Below are 17,580 nucleotides of genomic sequence, written 5' to 3'. Positions count from 1 at the left end.
ATAAAATAAATTAGGTAACGGCAAAAAGTTTAGCCAGATACATAGATAAAGGCAATAAGGCTGCAATCACGATTGCAAGCAATAATGCATTGAAGGTTGCTGCCCATGCGGCGTCCATTAAAATCAAAGAGATAACGCCAGCTTTAACAGCGCCGCCAATATTTTTTCCAACGGGATTTTTTATTGCCTTGATTAAGGGATTAAAAATCATCACGGCAAACGGAATCAAAAATAGTAAAGCCCACAGTAATTGTCCGTTTGCGAAAGCAATATAAGTAATCGCCAAAATAACTAATGCATATAATACGGCTGCAATTTGCAGGTTTGTACGTTTTCCACCATGAACTTCGCCACGGCTGGTCATGGTTATGGAGAAAATATAAATTACCGGAATTATAGCCAGCCAGTAGTATTGAGGCAATGCTGCCGGAACAATGCTAATACCAAGCAATAAATTTAATCCTCTGCAGGTGCCCATATTTAAGGGGCCAAAGAAAGGATGATGCTTGCCGATTTTATTGTAAAGCAAGGCAAAAGCACTAATTGCTAAAGCAAAATAGCCAGAAATAGTATTGGTAAAAAATGCAAGCGTAACTCCGATTAGTAAGAGTACTGCACCTAAAATGCTGGCATTGGTAATGCTAACAATTCCGCTCGGAATGGCACGTTCTGGTCGCTCAATTTTATCAAGCTTTGCATCAAAAACGTCGTTGAAAACAATACCGCCTCCGTATAGGCAGGCAGTAGCCAGACAAAGGCTTAAGACTGGTATCCATAGCGTAGTGCCGTCATTAACTAATATTCCGGAAATGGCAATTCCCGCAAGGATATCTGCAACAGAGGTTACAATATTTGCAGGGCGCATCATACGCAGGTAAGCAACTAATTTCATCTGTTTAGCTGATTATGATAGAAGATTTATCAGTTCTTGGTTGCTGCCCGCCCCGCAAAATGGTATTGCCCTCAAACTTTCCAGATTGATCTATCGAAACTGAACCCGCAAAATCTGCTTCATCAATTTGTCCGCTTTGGGCGAAAGCATTTATCGCATTGCGATAAGTTACCAGTTCAATATCTTCATTGCTGATGCCTTTTAATTTCATTAAGGCTGCCGTTTTAGGCACAGCCAGTGGGTCGCTGATGCCCCAATCGGCAGCAGAGTTGACCATAATTTTGCTTGAACCGTACTGTTTAACGATGTCGACCATTCGCTCATTGCCCATTTTGGTAAAAGGATAAATTGTAAAAGCTGCATAAAAACCTCTCTCGAGCACTTCTTTTACAGTTTCCTCGTTATTGTGATCGATAATTATCTGCTCAGGGCTAAGGCCATGCTCCAAAGCGATATCCATACTACGCTGTGTACCTTTTTTCTTATCGCGGTGTGGTGTATGTACCTGAACGGGTAAGCCTGATTCTTTTGCGAGTTCTAACTGTAAACGGTAGTATTTTTCTTCCGCAGCAGTTTGATCATCAAAACCAATTTCCCCAATGCCAACAACACCTTCTTTGTAGATAAAAAGGGGTAAAATTTCCATCACCTGTTCGGCAAGGCGTTCGTTATTTGCCTCCCGAGAATTTAGTCCAATGGTACAATAATGTTTTATACCGAATTGAGAGGAGCGAAAGCGTTCCCAACCAACTAAACTGCTATAATAATCGCGAAAACTATCAATGCCTGTTCTTGGCTGGCCGAGCCAGAAAGCCGGCTCAACAAGGGCTACCACACCGGCATCAGCCATTGCCTGATAATCATCCGTTGTGCGGGATGTCATGTGTACGTGTGGGTCGAAAAATTTCATTCCCTTAACCACGCTAATATCGAAAGCTTCCGGTTCTCCCATCGTGGCCTTATCTCTTGCTATTGAATTGCTGCAACACATATCTTATGCTTTAATAATTTTAAAAATCAATTTATTTAGAAGATTCGGAAAAAGCTAAATCTTCCATATACCGCTTTGCCGGCTTATAATCTGATGATTTTATCGCTTCTGTTATTGCCATTTTATCAGCAGTATCCTGCTTTTGTAGCCCGATTTTCATCGCTTCAAAAATTTTTTCATCCAGAAATGGCGCAGTTAGTTGCCAAAGTGCAGGATTAACTTTGCGTCCGGCGGCGTAACGTTCTCGTGCATAATCACTAAGGGTTAGCGCTAAAGATGCATTTGCTCTTTCAGCAAGACCAATGATATTGTTTATGTTTTTCTCTGTGAAAAATGCTTTCAAAACCAATTGGTTCCAGGCAGCTTCAGATAAATATTTTGATGGGTAAGGATTATTTTCCATTATCGCCTCCAAAACAACACCGATATTGCTTCTAATTCCCTCGGTACATTGATTAATCCAGCTTTCAGGTTCTGATAAAAAAGGTATTGCCAAATAGAGTGCAACTGCTTCATTAACCTCTGCAGATAAAAATAAATTTTCTATTACCGCTTTAGCCTTGCCTGCTGGCTGATAACTTTGGCTGTGCAATAACCAAACCCGGGCCAGGCGGTCAACGGTCCATTCTTTTATCGTTGTTAACTCCAATTTTTCGATGGTTTTCAGCTGGTTTGAAGAAATTTTGATTATAAGTTTGCCAGTCTTTCTGGGAAGCAAGACGAAAGATTGCCCCAATTTAGTTAGTTCAGAAGCTTTACCGGCATGTTGTAGCCAGGCAAAGCTTGCTTCATCCAGGTTATCCTGTAAAATATCAAAAAACAGGTTGCTTATTTCTTTATAATTATCCGTAGCCATTACAAATTCTTAACTAAAAGTGCCGGAAGAAACCAGGTAGTTTATTAACAAGGCACCTGCAATTATAAGCAATCCAAAAAATTCTCTTGTTTGCTCTATGTAAGGTTTATCGGCTTGCATGCTTTCTACCAAACTTGGTTTATTGTATTTGCCAATCCAATCTCTTACTCCATCTTTCGCGAAGAAAATTTTAACCGCGTAAATTAAGTAAAAGGTAATTAAGGCCAGATACACGTTTGGATAGAAATAGCCTGCTGCGGCTAAACCACAACATATAGCTGCAGCCATATAAATCGGTACCCAAAGCCATGAATCTTTATCATTAAGATTAACATAGGCAAACCCGGTAAAGGCTATAGCAAAAATAATATTGATGATGAGTAATAACATTGTTCTATTTGGTGCTTAATCGTTTTAGCTGGCTAAAATAAGTATTATATTAGTAAATAAACTTAAGGTAGGCGTGTAAATGTATGTCACAAGTTAGTGGTTAATAGCCTAAGATAAGGGGAATGGATTTTTGAATCAAATATGATGTGAATTTATTTTATTCAGGCTTAAGTATTAAAAAATTTTACAATGCAAAGCATTGCTATGTTGATAAACTCAAATTGTTTATATCTTATCTAAGAAAAGCAAAACAAATACTAGGGCAAAGGGTTGTCATTGAAATTATAACCTCTATGAATAAAGAATTACAACCAACCGCTGATTTAAAAAAGTTTATTGAAAAATTTGAACCATCTAAATTTAAAATGCTTTCCCGCGGGATAGAAATTAGGGGCATCAAAGATTTAAACAGAAATATAAATTTTGCCAAAGAATTAATTGAGAAGCTAAAACTTAAATTATCGGTTTCACATAGTGCTGAAATGGCTATTTACGGAAGTTTCGAAGTAGTTTACAGCTAAGGCAGATTTAAAAATAAAAGCCTGTAAAATTAAAATTTACAGGCTTTTTTAATTTAGTAGATATTTAGCGCAAATCTATTTCCATTATTCTACTTTAGAATTCCAGATAAAACCTCATCTCTTCCATCAATCTTTTCATGATAAATGAGATTCAGAATTCTGGTGAGTAAAGGGTAAACGTGAATGTTTTCAAATGATTGAATTTGTTTGTTTTCTTTAAATGAGGGTCCCCATGCTATAAAGGTTGCTTGCATATCTCTGACCAATATTGGATCAAAACCATGATGCCCGATGCCTGGTCTCCGATTGGAAAATACACGTGGCCAGTCTGGAAGTAAAAGTATATCTCCAATCCTGTTCATGTAATCATCCGTGCTTCTGTAATGAAGATAATCTGGCATTTCGTCTCTCAAATATACTTTATAGCCATCGTTTTTAATCTTTAATTTATTATATAGAATGCTAACGTCAGCTTTGTTTTTCGCATGCACAACCATCATGGTTCCCGACGATGCGATAGTATATTTCGCAGTATCAATCTCATTCGGCGTTTTAATTGGGTTTTCTCGGTCCACCTCAGTCATTCCGTGGTCTGAAACAAAAATATAATTTACAGGAAGACCCAGAGGCTTAATTGCTTCTGTAAGTTTATAGATAGCTGTGTCAACTTTTTTTAACGCTTCAATCGTTTCTGGCGCCTCAGGGCCATAAATATGGCCAGTGTGATCGGGTTCAGAAATGTAGAAAGTAATTAAGTGTGGTCGTTTAGCTTCTGGTAAACTTAACCAGTTTTTGATGATATCTATCCGGTTATTAACTGTAATATTCTCAGTGTAATTAAAATAATAAGTTGGACGGATTCCTTTAATCTCTGCTTCAGAACCAACCCAAAACATATTTGCAGTTAGCATTTTTTGTTGCTCTGCCAATACCCAAATTGGCGTTCCGCCATACCATTTACCTTGACGCACTTTTGAAAATGCTCCCATAGAATATCTCTCTCCACTTTTTTCTTCCAAAAAGGAATTGTTTACCAAGCCATGATGGGATGGATACATCCCTGTTACAATACTATAATGGTTTGGAAAGGTCACGGATGGATATCCCGGAATCAATGATTTTGCTACCACACCACTTTTTCCAAAACTTAACAGATTTTTAGTTTGATATTTTGACGCATAGTCATACCGAAAACCATCTGCAGAAATAAGAATAACATAAGGCTTCTTTTGTTGCTTTAAAGCGTTTGCTCTATCTTTATTAATATGTTCTCTTCGCTCATTCTGTGCCCGAACCTGGCCAAGCAGCAGCGTTAAAATATTTAATATTAATGCAGTGCTGTAAGTCAGTTTGTTCATAATTATTGCGATTTCTTTTAACTTTTGTGTCTGTGGTATATACCTAGCTGACACAAATATCACGTTAAGAATTAATGTCTTATTAAAATTTTGTAAACAAAATTATTTAAAAGTATCATTATATGACTCTTCTGCTAAAACAATCAATAAAAACTTGTAGTAATTTCCCGATTTTAAAAAGGGTAAATTTACGGCATGATTGATTATGGTAAGTTGATAAATTTGTTAAAGCCTTACAAATCAAGTCATGACGAATCAAACTAAACTTGCAACATTACAATATCTGGTAATGAAAATTGAAATGATAAAAGTTTATGAGCCAGACAGTTTTAATGATATTTTAAGTATGTTAAGTAGTGTTCCACAACTACAATCTCCGGGTATTAAATTATTATTAAGAAAAACACCAACAGAGAAAAACTGGCTTTGCCTAAAATATAATATGTTAGAGGCTATGGTTGCTAAAGTAGGCGATTTTCTAAATAATTAACTGCCCTTCACATTCTCTTTTCTAAAATTTTGGAGTTAACTCCAGTGTTTATGTTCACTTTGCTAACACCATAACCATGGCTAATTCAGGTAATATTTTTAATACCGTTGTAAGTATAAATGGCCGTACTTGGTTGCTATCAAAAAATATTGATGAATGTCAATCAAATAATTTAAAAAGGGTGAAATTACTGTATTACTAGTTAGTAAAAACTTTAAATTTGTGGTATGGAAAATCTAAGTAGAAAATCAGCGCTCAGTTCTTTTCTGTTAAAAGTTAAACAGCTAAGGGGTTATGGCGATATGAATTCTTACAGTTTGGCTACAGAATTTAAAAGTATCGCTAATGTTTCAGATTCAATGATTAATCATATTATAGAAGATATGTCATCTCCGCAAACCTGGAATAATGGCAAGTCATTTTTTATTGAGACGGTAATAGAAAACATGTCGGAAAATTAATTCAAACTACTATTATATAGAGCCTTCAGTTAAAAATTGAAGGCTTTTTTTATACAGTATAATTTAACCACAAAAAACCTTATCTTCAATTAAACTTAATGATAATGAAGAAATTAATAACATGTCTATTTTTTACGGCCATTTTTTTTGTGGCTGATGCACAAAAGTTTGTGCCAGAAATAAAAACCGGAACGGTAATTAACGCCACTGCTGTAGTGGGTGGACAAGAGTTTCCCTTAGCTTTAAAAATTCTTAGTGCGTCAGCACCTTACAGTATAGGTTGGGGTGTTGATGGTTATGGCGAAGGTTCTTTCGAAATGAGTGAGAAAGCCTTTAACAGCGCTACAGAATTCTTGCAGGTAACGCAGCCAGCTTTAGGAAGTACTAAATTAAGTGATAATCAAACCTTTTCTGTAATTTCTAAAGATGCTTTTAAAATGCTGATGGATAAAAAAGCCTTTACCTACGGCGATAATAATTTTAAAATTAAAACACCTGAAACAGCCGCTATAAAGGTAAATGGAAGAGATGTTGATGTTATCCACGTTGTAAATGAGAAAGGTTCGCAGGAGTTATGGATTTTAAATAACCCGGCATTCCCTTTAATTATACAAAGTGCTGGCCAGGCTACGGATATCATAATAACAGAAATTAAGTAACGATTTTGAAACCTTAAAAAATATAAAGCCCGAAAGGGCTTTTTTAATTTCAAAGCACTATTTTTACGCCAATTATGGAAAACGACAAAAAAGAAATATTCGATAACGTAGCACAACGTTTAAAAATTGAAGGTTTTAATGTAGTAAACCGCGATGAAACTCGACCATGGGGAGGTTTTTTTGTTATTGATGAAGCACAAGCACAACAATTTGCTGATACTTATTTTGATGGTTTAGATGTTGAAAGCTTAAAAATTGGCGGTAAGCTAAGTCCGAAGATTTTAATTGTTGCACCCAATACCCGTTTATCTTGGCAATATCACCACCGCAGAGCTGAGATTTGGCAAGTAGTTACAGGAACTGTTGGTATTAAAACCAGTCAGACTGATGAAGAAGGCGAAGTTAAAAGTTACGGACCAAAAGATCAGATTAAATTACAACAAGGCGAACGCCATCGTTTAATTGGTTTAGATGATTGGGGCGTTGTTGCAGAAATTTGGCAGCATACTGATGCTTTAAATCCATCTGACGAAAGTGATATTGTAAGGGTTCAAGACGATTTCGGTAGATAATTTTTTTGCCCTGCTCTGAAATTTGAGCAGGATTTTTTTTATTTTAGAACACAAGATTAAACGTTGTAGAAACTAAATTCACTAAAATTTCGTTTGTATAGCATACACACAATAAATGATTATTCTAATATTTTTTCTTTGCCATTGGTTTTTATCTCTCTTTAGCCAAACATTTTTCCTTCATCGTTATTCATCGCATAAAATGTTTAAGATGGAGCCTTTCTGGGAAAAGTTTTTCTACTTGATTTTGTTAATTTCTCAGGGTTCATCTTTCTTAAATCCCAGAGCTTACGCAATTTTGCACCGTATGCATCATGCCTATAGCGATACGGAGAAAGATCCTCATTCACCACACTTTTTTAAAGATGTTTTCGGGATGATGATTGCAACTAAGAATATGTATATGAATTATTTGCATTTCAAAATACAGCCAGAACCTGCATTTCAAGGCAATTATCCTGAATGGCCTTTAATTGATAGAATTGGTGATTCGTGGTTTTGGAGAATTGGTTGCGTTTTATTTTACATTGGTTTTTACGTTATGTTTGCAAATTACTGGTGGATGTTTCTTTTACTACCTATCCATTTTTTAATGGGACCATTACATGGTGCAATTGTAAACTGGTGCGGACATAAATACGGCTATTCTAATCATGATAACGAAGATCATAGTAAAAATTCTTTACCATGGGATTTCCTTTTAATGGGCGAATTGTTTCAAAATAATCACCATAAAAAACCTAATAGTCCGAATTTTGCGACTAAATGGTGGGAGTTTGACCCAACTTACCCGGTTATGAAGGTTTTGCACTGGATGAAAATTATTAAGATTAGAAAGGTTTAGTTAGAATTATTTGTAGAATTTAGTTTCTGCAATTTGCATTCCCCTCTTTTAGTGGGGTGCCCGGAGGGCGGGGGGGGTTGCTTGTCTTGGCCAGACAGGCTTTTTTCTTTTGACAACAAAAGAAACAAAATTGCCGGCTGAAAATTTTTGTTTTGAAGTTTCTACTTCGGCTTTGACATTGCATCCCCAAAAATTTGTTAGGCCGGTTAAAAGTAGAACGGAGAAATATTGCTGTGGCTTTGTGAGGTAGAAATTAAAACTGCAAATAAAATGCTCATTGTTAGGTGTATGCTCATAAATAATAATGATAGCTAATCGGATTTTTAATTGAACTCCATGCGTGGTTTTAATTTTCCTTGCATTGTTTTTCGTATATTAAACCCGACAGTAGCGAGCACGAGTGTAACGAAGTAAAGCGGATGGCGGGACTTTCGTAACCGATAAAAACCGAACCTTGCTTTTCAACTCATTATAAATCGTTCCACTATGATAAACTTTCTAAAAATTATTTTTTCGGCACTTTTCGTTTTTATGTGCTACAAAGTTATTGCAACTTCTCTTGAAAGCAATTTGTTTGATGAATGGAATTTTCTGGGCAGCATACCGTGGATGCGAGCTACACTATGGGACTTTTATGCCAATATTTTCATCATTACTTTGTGGATGTTTTATAAAGAAAAAAGCATTATTCTTAAAATCTCTATCGTAATTTTATTCGTATGTTTAGGTAGTATTGGCACTTTAGGCTATATTTTAGTTAAATTATTTCAACTCAAAGATGGCGAAGGTGTAAATGAATTACTTAGTAAGGCTTAGGGTTTGAGCTTAGTGGTATTGGGTATCTTGCTAGGGGTTTCAGTTATGCGAATTGGCTTTTTGCCTTAAACCTTTTACCTTAAACCTTATGCCTTTTCAAGTACGAGATCTACTTTTTATTGCGCTAATTTCATTAATTGCCTGTTGTACCATTATGTTTTTGGTTTGGCTTTGGGCAAAAAAAATAAAAAATGCGGGTGTGGTTGATGTTTTTTGGGCGCTCAATTTTCCCGTTATCACTATTATCACTTTCTTTTTATCTGAAGGATTTGAAACCAGAAAAATTTTAATTTGCGGCATGTTTCTTTTGGCCGAATTACGCCTGGGTTTACATTTATGGCAGCGTGTAATTGGTCATATTAGTGAAGAAGAAGGCCGATATCAACAGTTAAGAAAAGAATGGGGCGATAAAGCCGAAAGGAATTTCTTTGTGTTTTTTCAGTTTCAGGCCATTTCAAATGTGCTTTTAGCTATTCCGTTTTTTATAATTACAGCCAATCCTTCAAAACAGATTGCCGTTTGGGAATTTATTGGCCTAGGCATTTGGATTATCGCTTTTTTTGGAGAAATGATTGCAGATAAACAGCTTGCCGCATTTAAAAAAGATCCTAATAATAAAGGAAAAGTTTGCGATACCGGTTTGTGGAATTACAGCAGGCATCCAAATTATTTTTTTGAATGGCTAACCTGGATAGCGTATTTCGTTTTTGCAATCGCATCGCCATGGGGCTTTCTTGCAATAATAAGTCCGGCAATTATTTTTTATTTATTGATGTATGTTACCGGGGTTCCAAATAATGAAGAACAAAATTTGAGGAGCAAGCCTGCTGCCTATAAAAAATACCAACAAACAACAAGCGCCTTTTTTCCGTGGGGGAAAAGAAAGGATTAGGCCGCTGGCTAAATGGACGATGGGCAATACCGCTCTTAAATCCTGTATCCAATTTACATCGTATATTAACATTTTCCACTATACATTAACCATCTTACATTTTCCATAACCATGTGGTACGATAAACTTTTAGAAAACGATAAACTTCCTGATACGGCTTTGCGTATGGGCATTAGAAAACTTTGCAAGCAACGTTTGGATGACGAAACTTTGGGTGATGAGGAGTTGCAGCAAGAAAAATTTATGGACCTGGTTGATGAATTAAAGCAATCGCCAATTGCCGTAAATACTAGCGAAGCTAACGAGCAACATTATGAATTGCCAACAGAATTTTTCCAATATTGCCTGGGTAAAAATCTTAAATACAGCAGCGGTTACTGGAAACCGGGTGTAAAAGATATTGATACATCTGAAGATGATATGTTGGCCTTAACCTGTAAACGGGCAGATTTACAAAACGGACAAAATGTGTTGGAATTGGGCTGTGGTTGGGGTTCGCTTTCTTTGTACATGGCGGCAAAATTTCCGAACAGTACATTTACAGTAGTATCAAATTCGGCTACGCAAAAAATTTTTATTGATAAAACGGCAGAAGAAAGAGGCATTCAAAACCTGACGGTTTTAACAGCCGATATGAATACGTTTACCATCGCCGATAAATTTGATAGAATAGTTTCTGTTGAGATGTTTGAGCACATGCGTAACTATAAATTTTTGATGAATAAGGTTGCAGGTTTCTTAAAAGCTGATGGAAAGTTATTTGTACATATTTTTACCCATAAAACTTTAGCCTACAAATTTGAAGTAATTGATGAAACCGACTGGATGAGTAAATATTTCTTTACCGGCGGAATTATGCCTTCAAACCATCTGTTTTTTTATTTTAACGATGATTTAAAAATTGATAAACACTGGGTTGTAAACGGTACTAACTATGGCAAAACATCTGAGGCCTGGTTAAGCAATATGGATAAACATAAAAAAGAAATTATGCCAATTTTCGAACAGACTTACGGTAAAGAGCAGTCTGTAAAATGGTGGGTTTACTGGCGTTTATTTTACATGAGTTGTGCCGAATTGTTTAATTATAATAAAGGCAACGAATGGATGGTTTGTCATTATTTATTTAGCCCCGCCCGGCATCCCCGGATTGAAGGAGCATAAGCGCAAAAATTAATTTTTAAATAGCGAATCAAAATTTATATGGAATATACAAACTCCTCTCCTCTGGAGAGGTCGGGAGGTGCTAAGCTTGCCATAATTGGCTCCGGAATAGCAGGAATGGGTTGCGCTCATAAATTGCAACATAAATATGATATTACCATTTTTGAAGAAGCAGATTATATTGGTGGTCATACAAATACGATTACACTTGAAGAAGATGGAAAACCAATTTATTTGGATACCGGCTTTATGGTTTTTAATTATGAAACCTACCCAAATTTGACTGAAATGTTTGCGGAAATTAATGCGCCAGTTATTAAAACCGACATGTCTTTCAGTGTACAGTTTTTACCAAAAAAGTTAGAATATAGCGGTTCAAGTTTAAATCATTTATTCGTACAGCGGAAAAACATCTTTAATATTTCATATTTAAAAATGTTGATGCAGATTAATCGCTTTAACAAACAAAGTATAGAGATTTTAGATAAACCAGAATATCAGGATTATTCGATTGGCAAATTTTTTAAAGAATTTGGTTATAGTGATGATATGCTTTGGCAGTATCTTATCCCGATGAGTGCTGCGGTTTGGAGTGCACCGATGGAGCAGATTTTAGATTTTCCGGCGGTAACGTTGATTCGTTTCTTTAAAAACCATGGTTTTTTGGGCTTAGATACTCAGCATCAATGGTATACGTTGCAAAATGGTAGTCAGGCCTACCGGGAGAAATTGATTGCTCCATTTCGCGACAGAATTAAAATCAGAAATAAGATTGTTGCTGTTAGGCGATTAGAAGACGGTAAAGTGGAGGTAGAAAATTCAAGAGGTGAAAAATTTGAATTTGATAAAGTAATTATGGCTTGCCATGCCGACCAGACCTTTGAAATTGTAAAAGACAAAACTCCGTTAGAAGCTGAATTGCTTTCGAAATTTAAGTACCAGTTAAACAAAGCCGTTGTGCATACCGATGAGCAGCAAATGCCTGGAGCAAAATTAGCCTGGAGCAGTTGGAATTATCGTGTAGAAAAGCATGGTGATAAATTGTTGCCAAGTACAATTTATTGGATGAATAATTTACAAGGTGTTTCTAAAAAAACGAATTACTTTGTATCTATAAATCCATCGGCATCTTTAAATCCCGCAAAAATTGTAAAACAAATTGATTATCATCACCCGTTATTTGATGTACCTGCAATGCAAGCGCAAGCTGAGTTGCATAAACTTAACGAAAGCGGTCCGATTTACTATTGCGGCAGTTATTTCAAATATGGTTTTCATGAAGATGCTTATAAAAGTGCGGTTGATTTGACTAAGGAACTTTAGATGTCATAAATCGTCATTGCGAGGTACGAAGCAATCTTTTTATCAGATTAATATCAACTTTTAGATTGCTTCAATCGATGAAAAATCGATTTCGCAATGACGGAAAAAACATCATTATCGATGTGAACAATATGTAATTGATGAAATGCTGCGAATAATACATACATATCAATGAGATGTGTATGTTGGTATATATAGGTTAAAGATTCTTCGCTGCACTCAGAATGACAAACTACTTGGACAATGTCGGGTGCACTTGGCCAACGGTTAAATAAATTTTGTAAATTGTAATTATAAATGTCTTTTAAATCATCTATATACACCGCAAAGGTTATGCACCATCGCTTTGCGCCAAAAAAGCACTCGTTTTGGTACAACGTATATATGTTCTATATTGATTTAGATGAAATCGATACTTTATCAAAAAAACTTAGGTGGTTTAGCAGAAATAAATTCAATTTATTTTCTTTTAGAGATGCTGAACACCTACAACTTCCTAAAGATAATCCCGATAAAACTAAAAGTAACCGCGAACATTTAGAGGATTACTTAATGGAAAATGGAATAGACAGGAAAAATTTAAAAATCAAGTTGCTAACAAACCTTAATGTTTTAGGCTATAATTTTAATCCGGTTTCTTTTTATTTTTGTTTCGATGAAGCAGAAAATCCAGTATGTTGTGTAGCTGAGATTAGTAATACCTATCGGGAAATGAAACTTTTTTTCTTTGGTAAAGAGGATTTGCAAGGGGATGTCTTTAAAAAAATTGCAACTAAATATTTTTATGTTTCGCCATTTATTGATCATGATGATACCTTTGATTTCAGTTTAAAAATACCCAATGATAAGTTGGAAATTAAAATAGACGATATTGATAAAAACGGCAATCGTTTTTTTATAAGCACATTAATGGGAAAAAAGCAAGCATTATCTAATCGTAATTTGCTCAAAAGTTTTTTATCTATACCACTAATCCCTTTGCAAATAATGGGAATGATACACTGGCAGGCGTTTAAACTTTGGTTAAAAAAAATACCTTTTCATCCTAAAGCCGAAAACCCTGAGCTGCAACGTAACGTATATAAACCCTATAAGCCATAAAACAAACCTCTCCTTAATTATGAACACCTTTGCCGCAACCAAAACATCAAATGGATTTTTTGATAAAATAGTGCTTAATGCGCTATCAAAAATGACTTTGGGTAAGCTTGAACTTACTTTGCCAAATGGCGAGGTTTTAGTTTATGGTGATGGCGTAAACAATATCGAAGCTAATATTCAGGTCAACCATCCCGATTTTTTTAAATCGATTGCACTTTATGGCGATATTGGTTTTGGCGAGGGTTACACGCTGGGCTTATGGGATACATCGAACATTACAAACGTAATTAAGTGGGTGCTTTTAAACATCGAAAATGCTCCATCGGTTACCGGAAGTAAAGTTAAATCATTAGCCTTAAATCTTTTTAGGGTTGTTAACAAGCTTACACATTTACGCAGAGCGAATACTTTAGCAGGTTCTCAAAAAAATATCTCAGCGCATTACGATTTGAATAATGATTTCTTTGCTACTTTTTTGGATAAAACCATGACTTACTCCAGCGGCTATTTTATGCCCGAAGATTTAAGTTTAGAAGCATCTCAATATGCAAAATATGATAGATTGGCCAAACAATTAAAGGTTAAAGCATCAGATCATGTTTTAGAAATTGGTAGCGGTTGGGGCGGCAATGCAATTTTTCTTGCAAAAAACTATGGTTGTAAAGTAACTTCTGTAACCATTTCCAAAGAGCAGCAAAAATTCGCTGTAGAAAGAGTTAAATCAGAAGGTTTAGAGGATAAAGTTTCAATCATTATTCAGGATTACAGGAACATCGAAGGAACATTTGATAAAATAGTTTCTATAGAAATGTTAGAAGCAGTTGGTCATCAATATTTAGAAACCTATTTCGAAAAATGTCAATCGCTGTTAAAACCCGATGGGATTTTCGCATTTCAGGTAATTACTTCTCCTGATAGTCGTTATAAGCAATTGCGTAATGGAGTCGATTGGATTCAAAAACATATTTTCCCAGGTTCGTTGTTACCTTCAGTAGCTGCCATAAACAACGCAATTAATAATACTGGCGATTTAACCATGGTTGATTTGAAAGATATAGGCTTAGATTATGCCAAAACACTTCACCTTTGGTTTATAGAATTTAATAAAAGTGCAGATAAAGTTAGGGCGTTGGGTTTTGATGATACCTTTATTCGTAAGTGGAACTATTATTTAAATTATTGTGAAGCTGCTTTCGCCATGCGAAATATTAATGTAATGCAGCTGGTTTATTCCAGACCAAATAATACCTCTAGGTAGGATTTGATGATGTAAAAGGTAATGATGTTAAATGGAAGGTGTGATGATGTAAAATGGAAGATGTTTGGGTGGATGAGGTGTTTAATGATCAGAAAAAATATTAAGTGGATAATGAACGATTAGTTTGCTATCCATTTTTTACTTTCACGCTTTTTATATAATCTATAAAACATTTTAAATTATTCATTTTTTTTACCGAGAAAAACCCCACCTTTGCCGACTAATTTTTATTAGTCGCGTTAAAAGTATTTTAATGTATTGTAACAAAACGCAATTTGCGCAGACTAATTACCAAATACTATTATTATACATGAAACGAATTCTACTATTAACCTTCATCCTCGGTTTATTTTTTAATGCGAATGCCCAGTTTGGCATGGGTGGTCCGGCAAAACCATCAGTAACCGGCCGGGTATCTGTTACAGTTATCGATTCGCTAACTAAAAAGCCAATCGATTACGCTACTATTTCTTTAATATCTATAAAAACTTCAAAATCTGTTAATGGTGGTGTTACTGATGAGAAGGGGAAACTAACAATTCAAGGCATTGCACCAGATGCATATAAATTAATGATAGGCTTTATGGGCTACAAAACTAAATCTGTTTTGGTAACCACAACGCCATCAAAACCCGATGCTAATCTTGGTAATGTTGTCATTTCTTCAACGGAAAATAACTTAGCCGATGTGCAGGTTGTTGGCACCAAGGCGGTTATCGAAAATAAAATTGATAGAATGGTTTATAACGCAGAAGCGGATGGAACTAACGCCGGTGGCGATGCAACTGATGTAATGCGGAAAGTGCCAATGCTTTCTGTTGATATGAATGGAAACGTTCAACTACGTGGTGGTGCAGTGCGTGTTTTAATTAACGGAAAGCCATCAGGTACAATGGCAAGCAGCGTTGCTGATGCATTAAAAATGATTCCTGCTGAACAAATTAAAACTGTTGAGGTAATTACCAGTCCGTCAGCAAAATACGATGCAGAAGGTTCTGGTGGTATAATCAACATCATCACAAAAAAATCAAATGCTCAAGGTGTAAGTGGTTCGGTAAATGCATCTGTGGGCACTCGTCAAAATAACGGCTCATTTAATTTAACTGCTAAAACCGGTCGTTTAAGTGTTAATACAAACTTGGGTACTAACTTAGCTTATGCTCAAAAATCAAGAGTAGTTATTTTAAATCAAACCACATTAAACAACGGAAGCTTAAATAGTGTGTCTCAGGATGGTTTTTCTAAATGGAGTCGCCAGGGTTATAATGGTAGTTTTGGTTTAGATTACGATTTTAATGCTTACAATAATTTAAGTACTACTGTTAAAATGAATAGCTTTTCTAACGGTGGTCCAGGAGAATCGAACTACATCATTAATGGTTTGCCAGCAACAAATGTTAGCGATATGGACATGAGCTTCAGAAACTTAGATTGGAATGTTGATTATAGAAAAACCAGCAAAAAAGAAGGTGAGGAATTTTCGGTTTCAGCGCAGTTATCAAAAGGCAGAACGCCTACAAGTTTCAGTAATATTTTAACTTCTGCAACTTTCCCTAACGGATTTCAAACCATCAGTAACAACACAGGAAAGAATAACGAATATACTTTCCAAACCGATTACACTTATCCGATAAGCAAAGCTACTATTTTAGAAATTGGCGCTAAAGCCATCTTACGTGATATTAAAAGTCAGTTTGATAACGCAGCACAAGATTTCGAATACAATCAGGATGTTGCATCATTATATGGTGTAATTAGTTTCGACCTTACAAAAAAATTAAAATTTAAAGGTGGTTTAAGAGGTGAATACACTCAAATCGATTTCAATACACAGAATAGTGGATTACAGAAAAACGATTACCTGAATTTATTTCCAAGTGCCATTATATCACAAACCTTAAAAGGCAGCACTACATTAAAATTAAGCTATAACCGTCGTTTACAAAGGCCAGGTCAGTCTTACTTAAACCCTTTCCGTAATGAAAGTGATCAGTTTAACATTATGCAGGGTAATCCTCAGTTAAACCCCGAGTTGAGCGATAATTTTGAATTGGGTTACAGCACTTACATTAAAGGCTCGATTATTAATGCATCAATTTTCTATCGTCGTACAGGTGGTGTAATCGAGAGTTCAATTTCACCAATCTCTGAAAACGGTGTAAATAAAACTTATACATCATACATTAACGTTGGTACTGCGCAAACTTACGGCGCTAACGTTTTTGCATCATACAATCCTAAACCTAAATGGACTTTAATGTCGAATGTTGGTTTAAATACATACGAAGTAAGCAATGCACTTACCAATGTGAGCACGGGTACTTTCTTAAATTATAACATATTTGCAAGATCTGCTTATGGTTTTGGTAAAGGTTACAACTTTGAGTTATTTGGTGTGGTTAACTCGCCAAGAAGAACTTATCAAGGTAAAACTGCTTCAATGGTGTTTTATGGGGCCTCAATGAAAAAGGAAATCCTTAAGAAAAAAGGAAGCATTGGTATTAATACCTTAAATCCATTTACCCGCGATTTGCATATAGAAACGGTTAATAATTCAGTTACCGCAACTGGTACCGTTTTCCAAAGTCAAAATATATACTATCCGCTACGTTCTTTTGGTGTTAATTTTAGTTATTCTTTTGGTAAGCTTAAATTTACTGAGAAGAAAAAAATTAAAAATGATGATACCAAACAAGACCAGCAACAAGGTGGCATGGGTGGTGTGCAACAATAATTTAAACCCAAATTAATATTATCACAAGCCTTTCTAATTTTAGAAGGGCTTTTTTTGTGAAATATAAAATCAAATGCCGCTAAGTGTATTAATTACACCACCAAAAAAATTACAAAGCAGCTGATTTTTTTGGATTGAGTTGTTTTTGCGTTGTTTTGTTGCTTTATGCTCATGCTGTTGCTGGTTTGGGCTAAATTATTGAGTAAAACTTGCGAGAATTTGCAGTATTTATTAGATTTAATTGTGTGATTATGTTTC

At 35.5% G+C, this 17,580-nt stretch carries 18 protein-coding genes; 13 read left to right on the top strand and 5 right to left on the bottom strand.

What is annotated here, in order from left to right; genetic code table 11:
• Window positions 1-10: 10 nt before the first annotated feature.
• From eboC to LUA86_RS14645, 4 genes are read right to left on the bottom strand one after another with little or no spacing between them, the layout of a single operon-like run.
• Window positions 11-892, bottom strand: a complete 882-nt coding sequence (gene eboC / locus LUA86_RS14660) for a UbiA-like protein EboC (RefSeq protein ID WP_231464024.1) — start codon at window positions 890-892, stop codon at window positions 11-13.
• Between the two features lie 4 nt (window positions 893-896).
• Window positions 897-1,883, bottom strand: a complete 987-nt coding sequence (locus LUA86_RS14655; RefSeq protein ID WP_231464022.1) for a TatD family hydrolase — start codon at window positions 1,881-1,883, stop codon at window positions 897-899.
• Window positions 1,884-1,914: 31 nt separating this feature from the next.
• Window positions 1,915-2,739: an EboA domain-containing protein gene (locus LUA86_RS14650; protein ID WP_231464020.1), complete on the bottom strand. Its 825-nt coding sequence runs from the start codon at window positions 2,737-2,739 to the stop codon at window positions 1,915-1,917.
• Between the two features lie 9 nt (window positions 2,740-2,748).
• Window positions 2,749-3,129 (bottom strand): transmembrane 220 family protein, encoded by a 381-nt coding sequence (locus LUA86_RS14645; protein WP_231464018.1) that lies wholly within the window; start codon window positions 3,127-3,129, stop codon window positions 2,749-2,751.
• Window positions 3,130-3,275: 146 nt separating this feature from the next.
• Here LUA86_RS14645 and LUA86_RS14640 point away from each other — a divergent pair, with 146 nt between their 5' ends.
• Window positions 3,276-3,650 carry a hypothetical protein gene (locus LUA86_RS14640; protein WP_231464017.1) on the top strand — a complete coding sequence of 125 codons (375 nt, stop codon included), beginning with the start codon at window positions 3,276-3,278 and terminating at the stop codon, window positions 3,648-3,650.
• 89 nt (window positions 3,651-3,739) lie between these two features.
• Here LUA86_RS14640 and LUA86_RS14635 read toward each other — a convergent pair whose 3' ends face one another.
• Window positions 3,740-5,008, bottom strand: coding sequence for an ectonucleotide pyrophosphatase/phosphodiesterase (locus tag LUA86_RS14635; protein WP_231464015.1), 1,269 nt, complete (start codon window positions 5,006-5,008; stop codon window positions 3,740-3,742).
• 247 nt (window positions 5,009-5,255) lie between these two features.
• Between LUA86_RS14635 and LUA86_RS14630 the strand changes: the two genes are divergently transcribed.
• The 12 genes from LUA86_RS14630 to LUA86_RS14575 all read left to right on the top strand — a co-directional run bounded on the left by LUA86_RS14630 (window position 5,256) and on the right by LUA86_RS14575 (window position 17,322).
• Window positions 5,256-5,498: a hypothetical protein gene (locus tag LUA86_RS14630; RefSeq protein ID WP_231464013.1), complete on the top strand. Its 243-nt coding sequence runs from the start codon at window positions 5,256-5,258 to the stop codon at window positions 5,496-5,498.
• Between the two features lie 227 nt (window positions 5,499-5,725).
• Window positions 5,726-5,959, top strand: a complete 234-nt coding sequence (locus tag LUA86_RS14625; RefSeq protein WP_231464011.1) for a hypothetical protein — start codon at window positions 5,726-5,728, stop codon at window positions 5,957-5,959.
• Between the two features lie 104 nt (window positions 5,960-6,063).
• Window positions 6,064-6,618 (top strand): hypothetical protein, encoded by a 555-nt coding sequence (locus LUA86_RS14620; RefSeq protein ID WP_231464009.1) that lies wholly within the window; start codon window positions 6,064-6,066, stop codon window positions 6,616-6,618.
• A 74-nt stretch (window positions 6,619-6,692) separates the two neighbouring features.
• Complete coding sequence (locus LUA86_RS14615) at window positions 6,693-7,190, top strand: phosphoheptose isomerase (protein WP_231464007.1); 498 nt, start codon at window positions 6,693-6,695, stop codon at window positions 7,188-7,190.
• 115 nt (window positions 7,191-7,305) lie between these two features.
• The gene (locus tag LUA86_RS14610) at window positions 7,306-8,034 is read left to right on the top strand and encodes an acyl-CoA desaturase (RefSeq protein WP_231464005.1); all 729 of its coding nucleotides are present in this window, start codon (window positions 7,306-7,308) and stop codon (window positions 8,032-8,034) included.
• Between the two features lie 486 nt (window positions 8,035-8,520).
• Window positions 8,521-8,850, top strand: coding sequence for a DUF1475 family protein (locus LUA86_RS14605; protein ID WP_231464002.1), 330 nt, complete (start codon window positions 8,521-8,523; stop codon window positions 8,848-8,850).
• A gap of 88 nt (window positions 8,851-8,938) precedes the next feature.
• On the top strand, window positions 8,939-9,742 hold the full coding sequence (locus LUA86_RS14600; RefSeq protein WP_231463999.1) for a DUF1295 domain-containing protein: 804 nt from the start codon (window positions 8,939-8,941) through the stop codon (window positions 9,740-9,742).
• A gap of 111 nt (window positions 9,743-9,853) precedes the next feature.
• A complete protein-coding gene (locus tag LUA86_RS14595) occupies window positions 9,854-10,906 on the top strand; it encodes a cyclopropane-fatty-acyl-phospholipid synthase family protein (protein ID WP_231463997.1) in 1,053 nt (350 codons plus the stop codon).
• 39 nt (window positions 10,907-10,945) lie between these two features.
• Window positions 10,946-12,229: an NAD(P)/FAD-dependent oxidoreductase gene (locus LUA86_RS14590; RefSeq protein ID WP_231463995.1), complete on the top strand. Its 1,284-nt coding sequence runs from the start codon at window positions 10,946-10,948 to the stop codon at window positions 12,227-12,229.
• 297 nt (window positions 12,230-12,526) lie between these two features.
• Window positions 12,527-13,330 (top strand): DUF1365 domain-containing protein, encoded by an 804-nt coding sequence (locus LUA86_RS14585; RefSeq protein ID WP_255713478.1) that lies wholly within the window; start codon window positions 12,527-12,529, stop codon window positions 13,328-13,330.
• Window positions 13,331-13,349: 19 nt separating this feature from the next.
• Window positions 13,350-14,588: a cyclopropane-fatty-acyl-phospholipid synthase family protein gene (locus LUA86_RS14580; RefSeq protein WP_231463993.1), complete on the top strand. Its 1,239-nt coding sequence runs from the start codon at window positions 13,350-13,352 to the stop codon at window positions 14,586-14,588.
• A gap of 310 nt (window positions 14,589-14,898) precedes the next feature.
• Window positions 14,899-17,322, top strand: coding sequence for a TonB-dependent receptor domain-containing protein (locus LUA86_RS14575; protein WP_231463991.1), 2,424 nt, complete (start codon window positions 14,899-14,901; stop codon window positions 17,320-17,322).
• The last annotated feature ends 258 nt before the right edge of the window (window positions 17,323-17,580 follow it).

It is taken from the genome of Pedobacter sp. Leaf132, assembly GCF_920984695.1.
Classification (GTDB): domain Bacteria; phylum Bacteroidota; class Bacteroidia; order Sphingobacteriales; family Sphingobacteriaceae; genus Pedobacter.
Note: the sequence above shows the minus strand (reverse complement) of the source record. Positions and strands in the feature narration are given on the sequence as shown.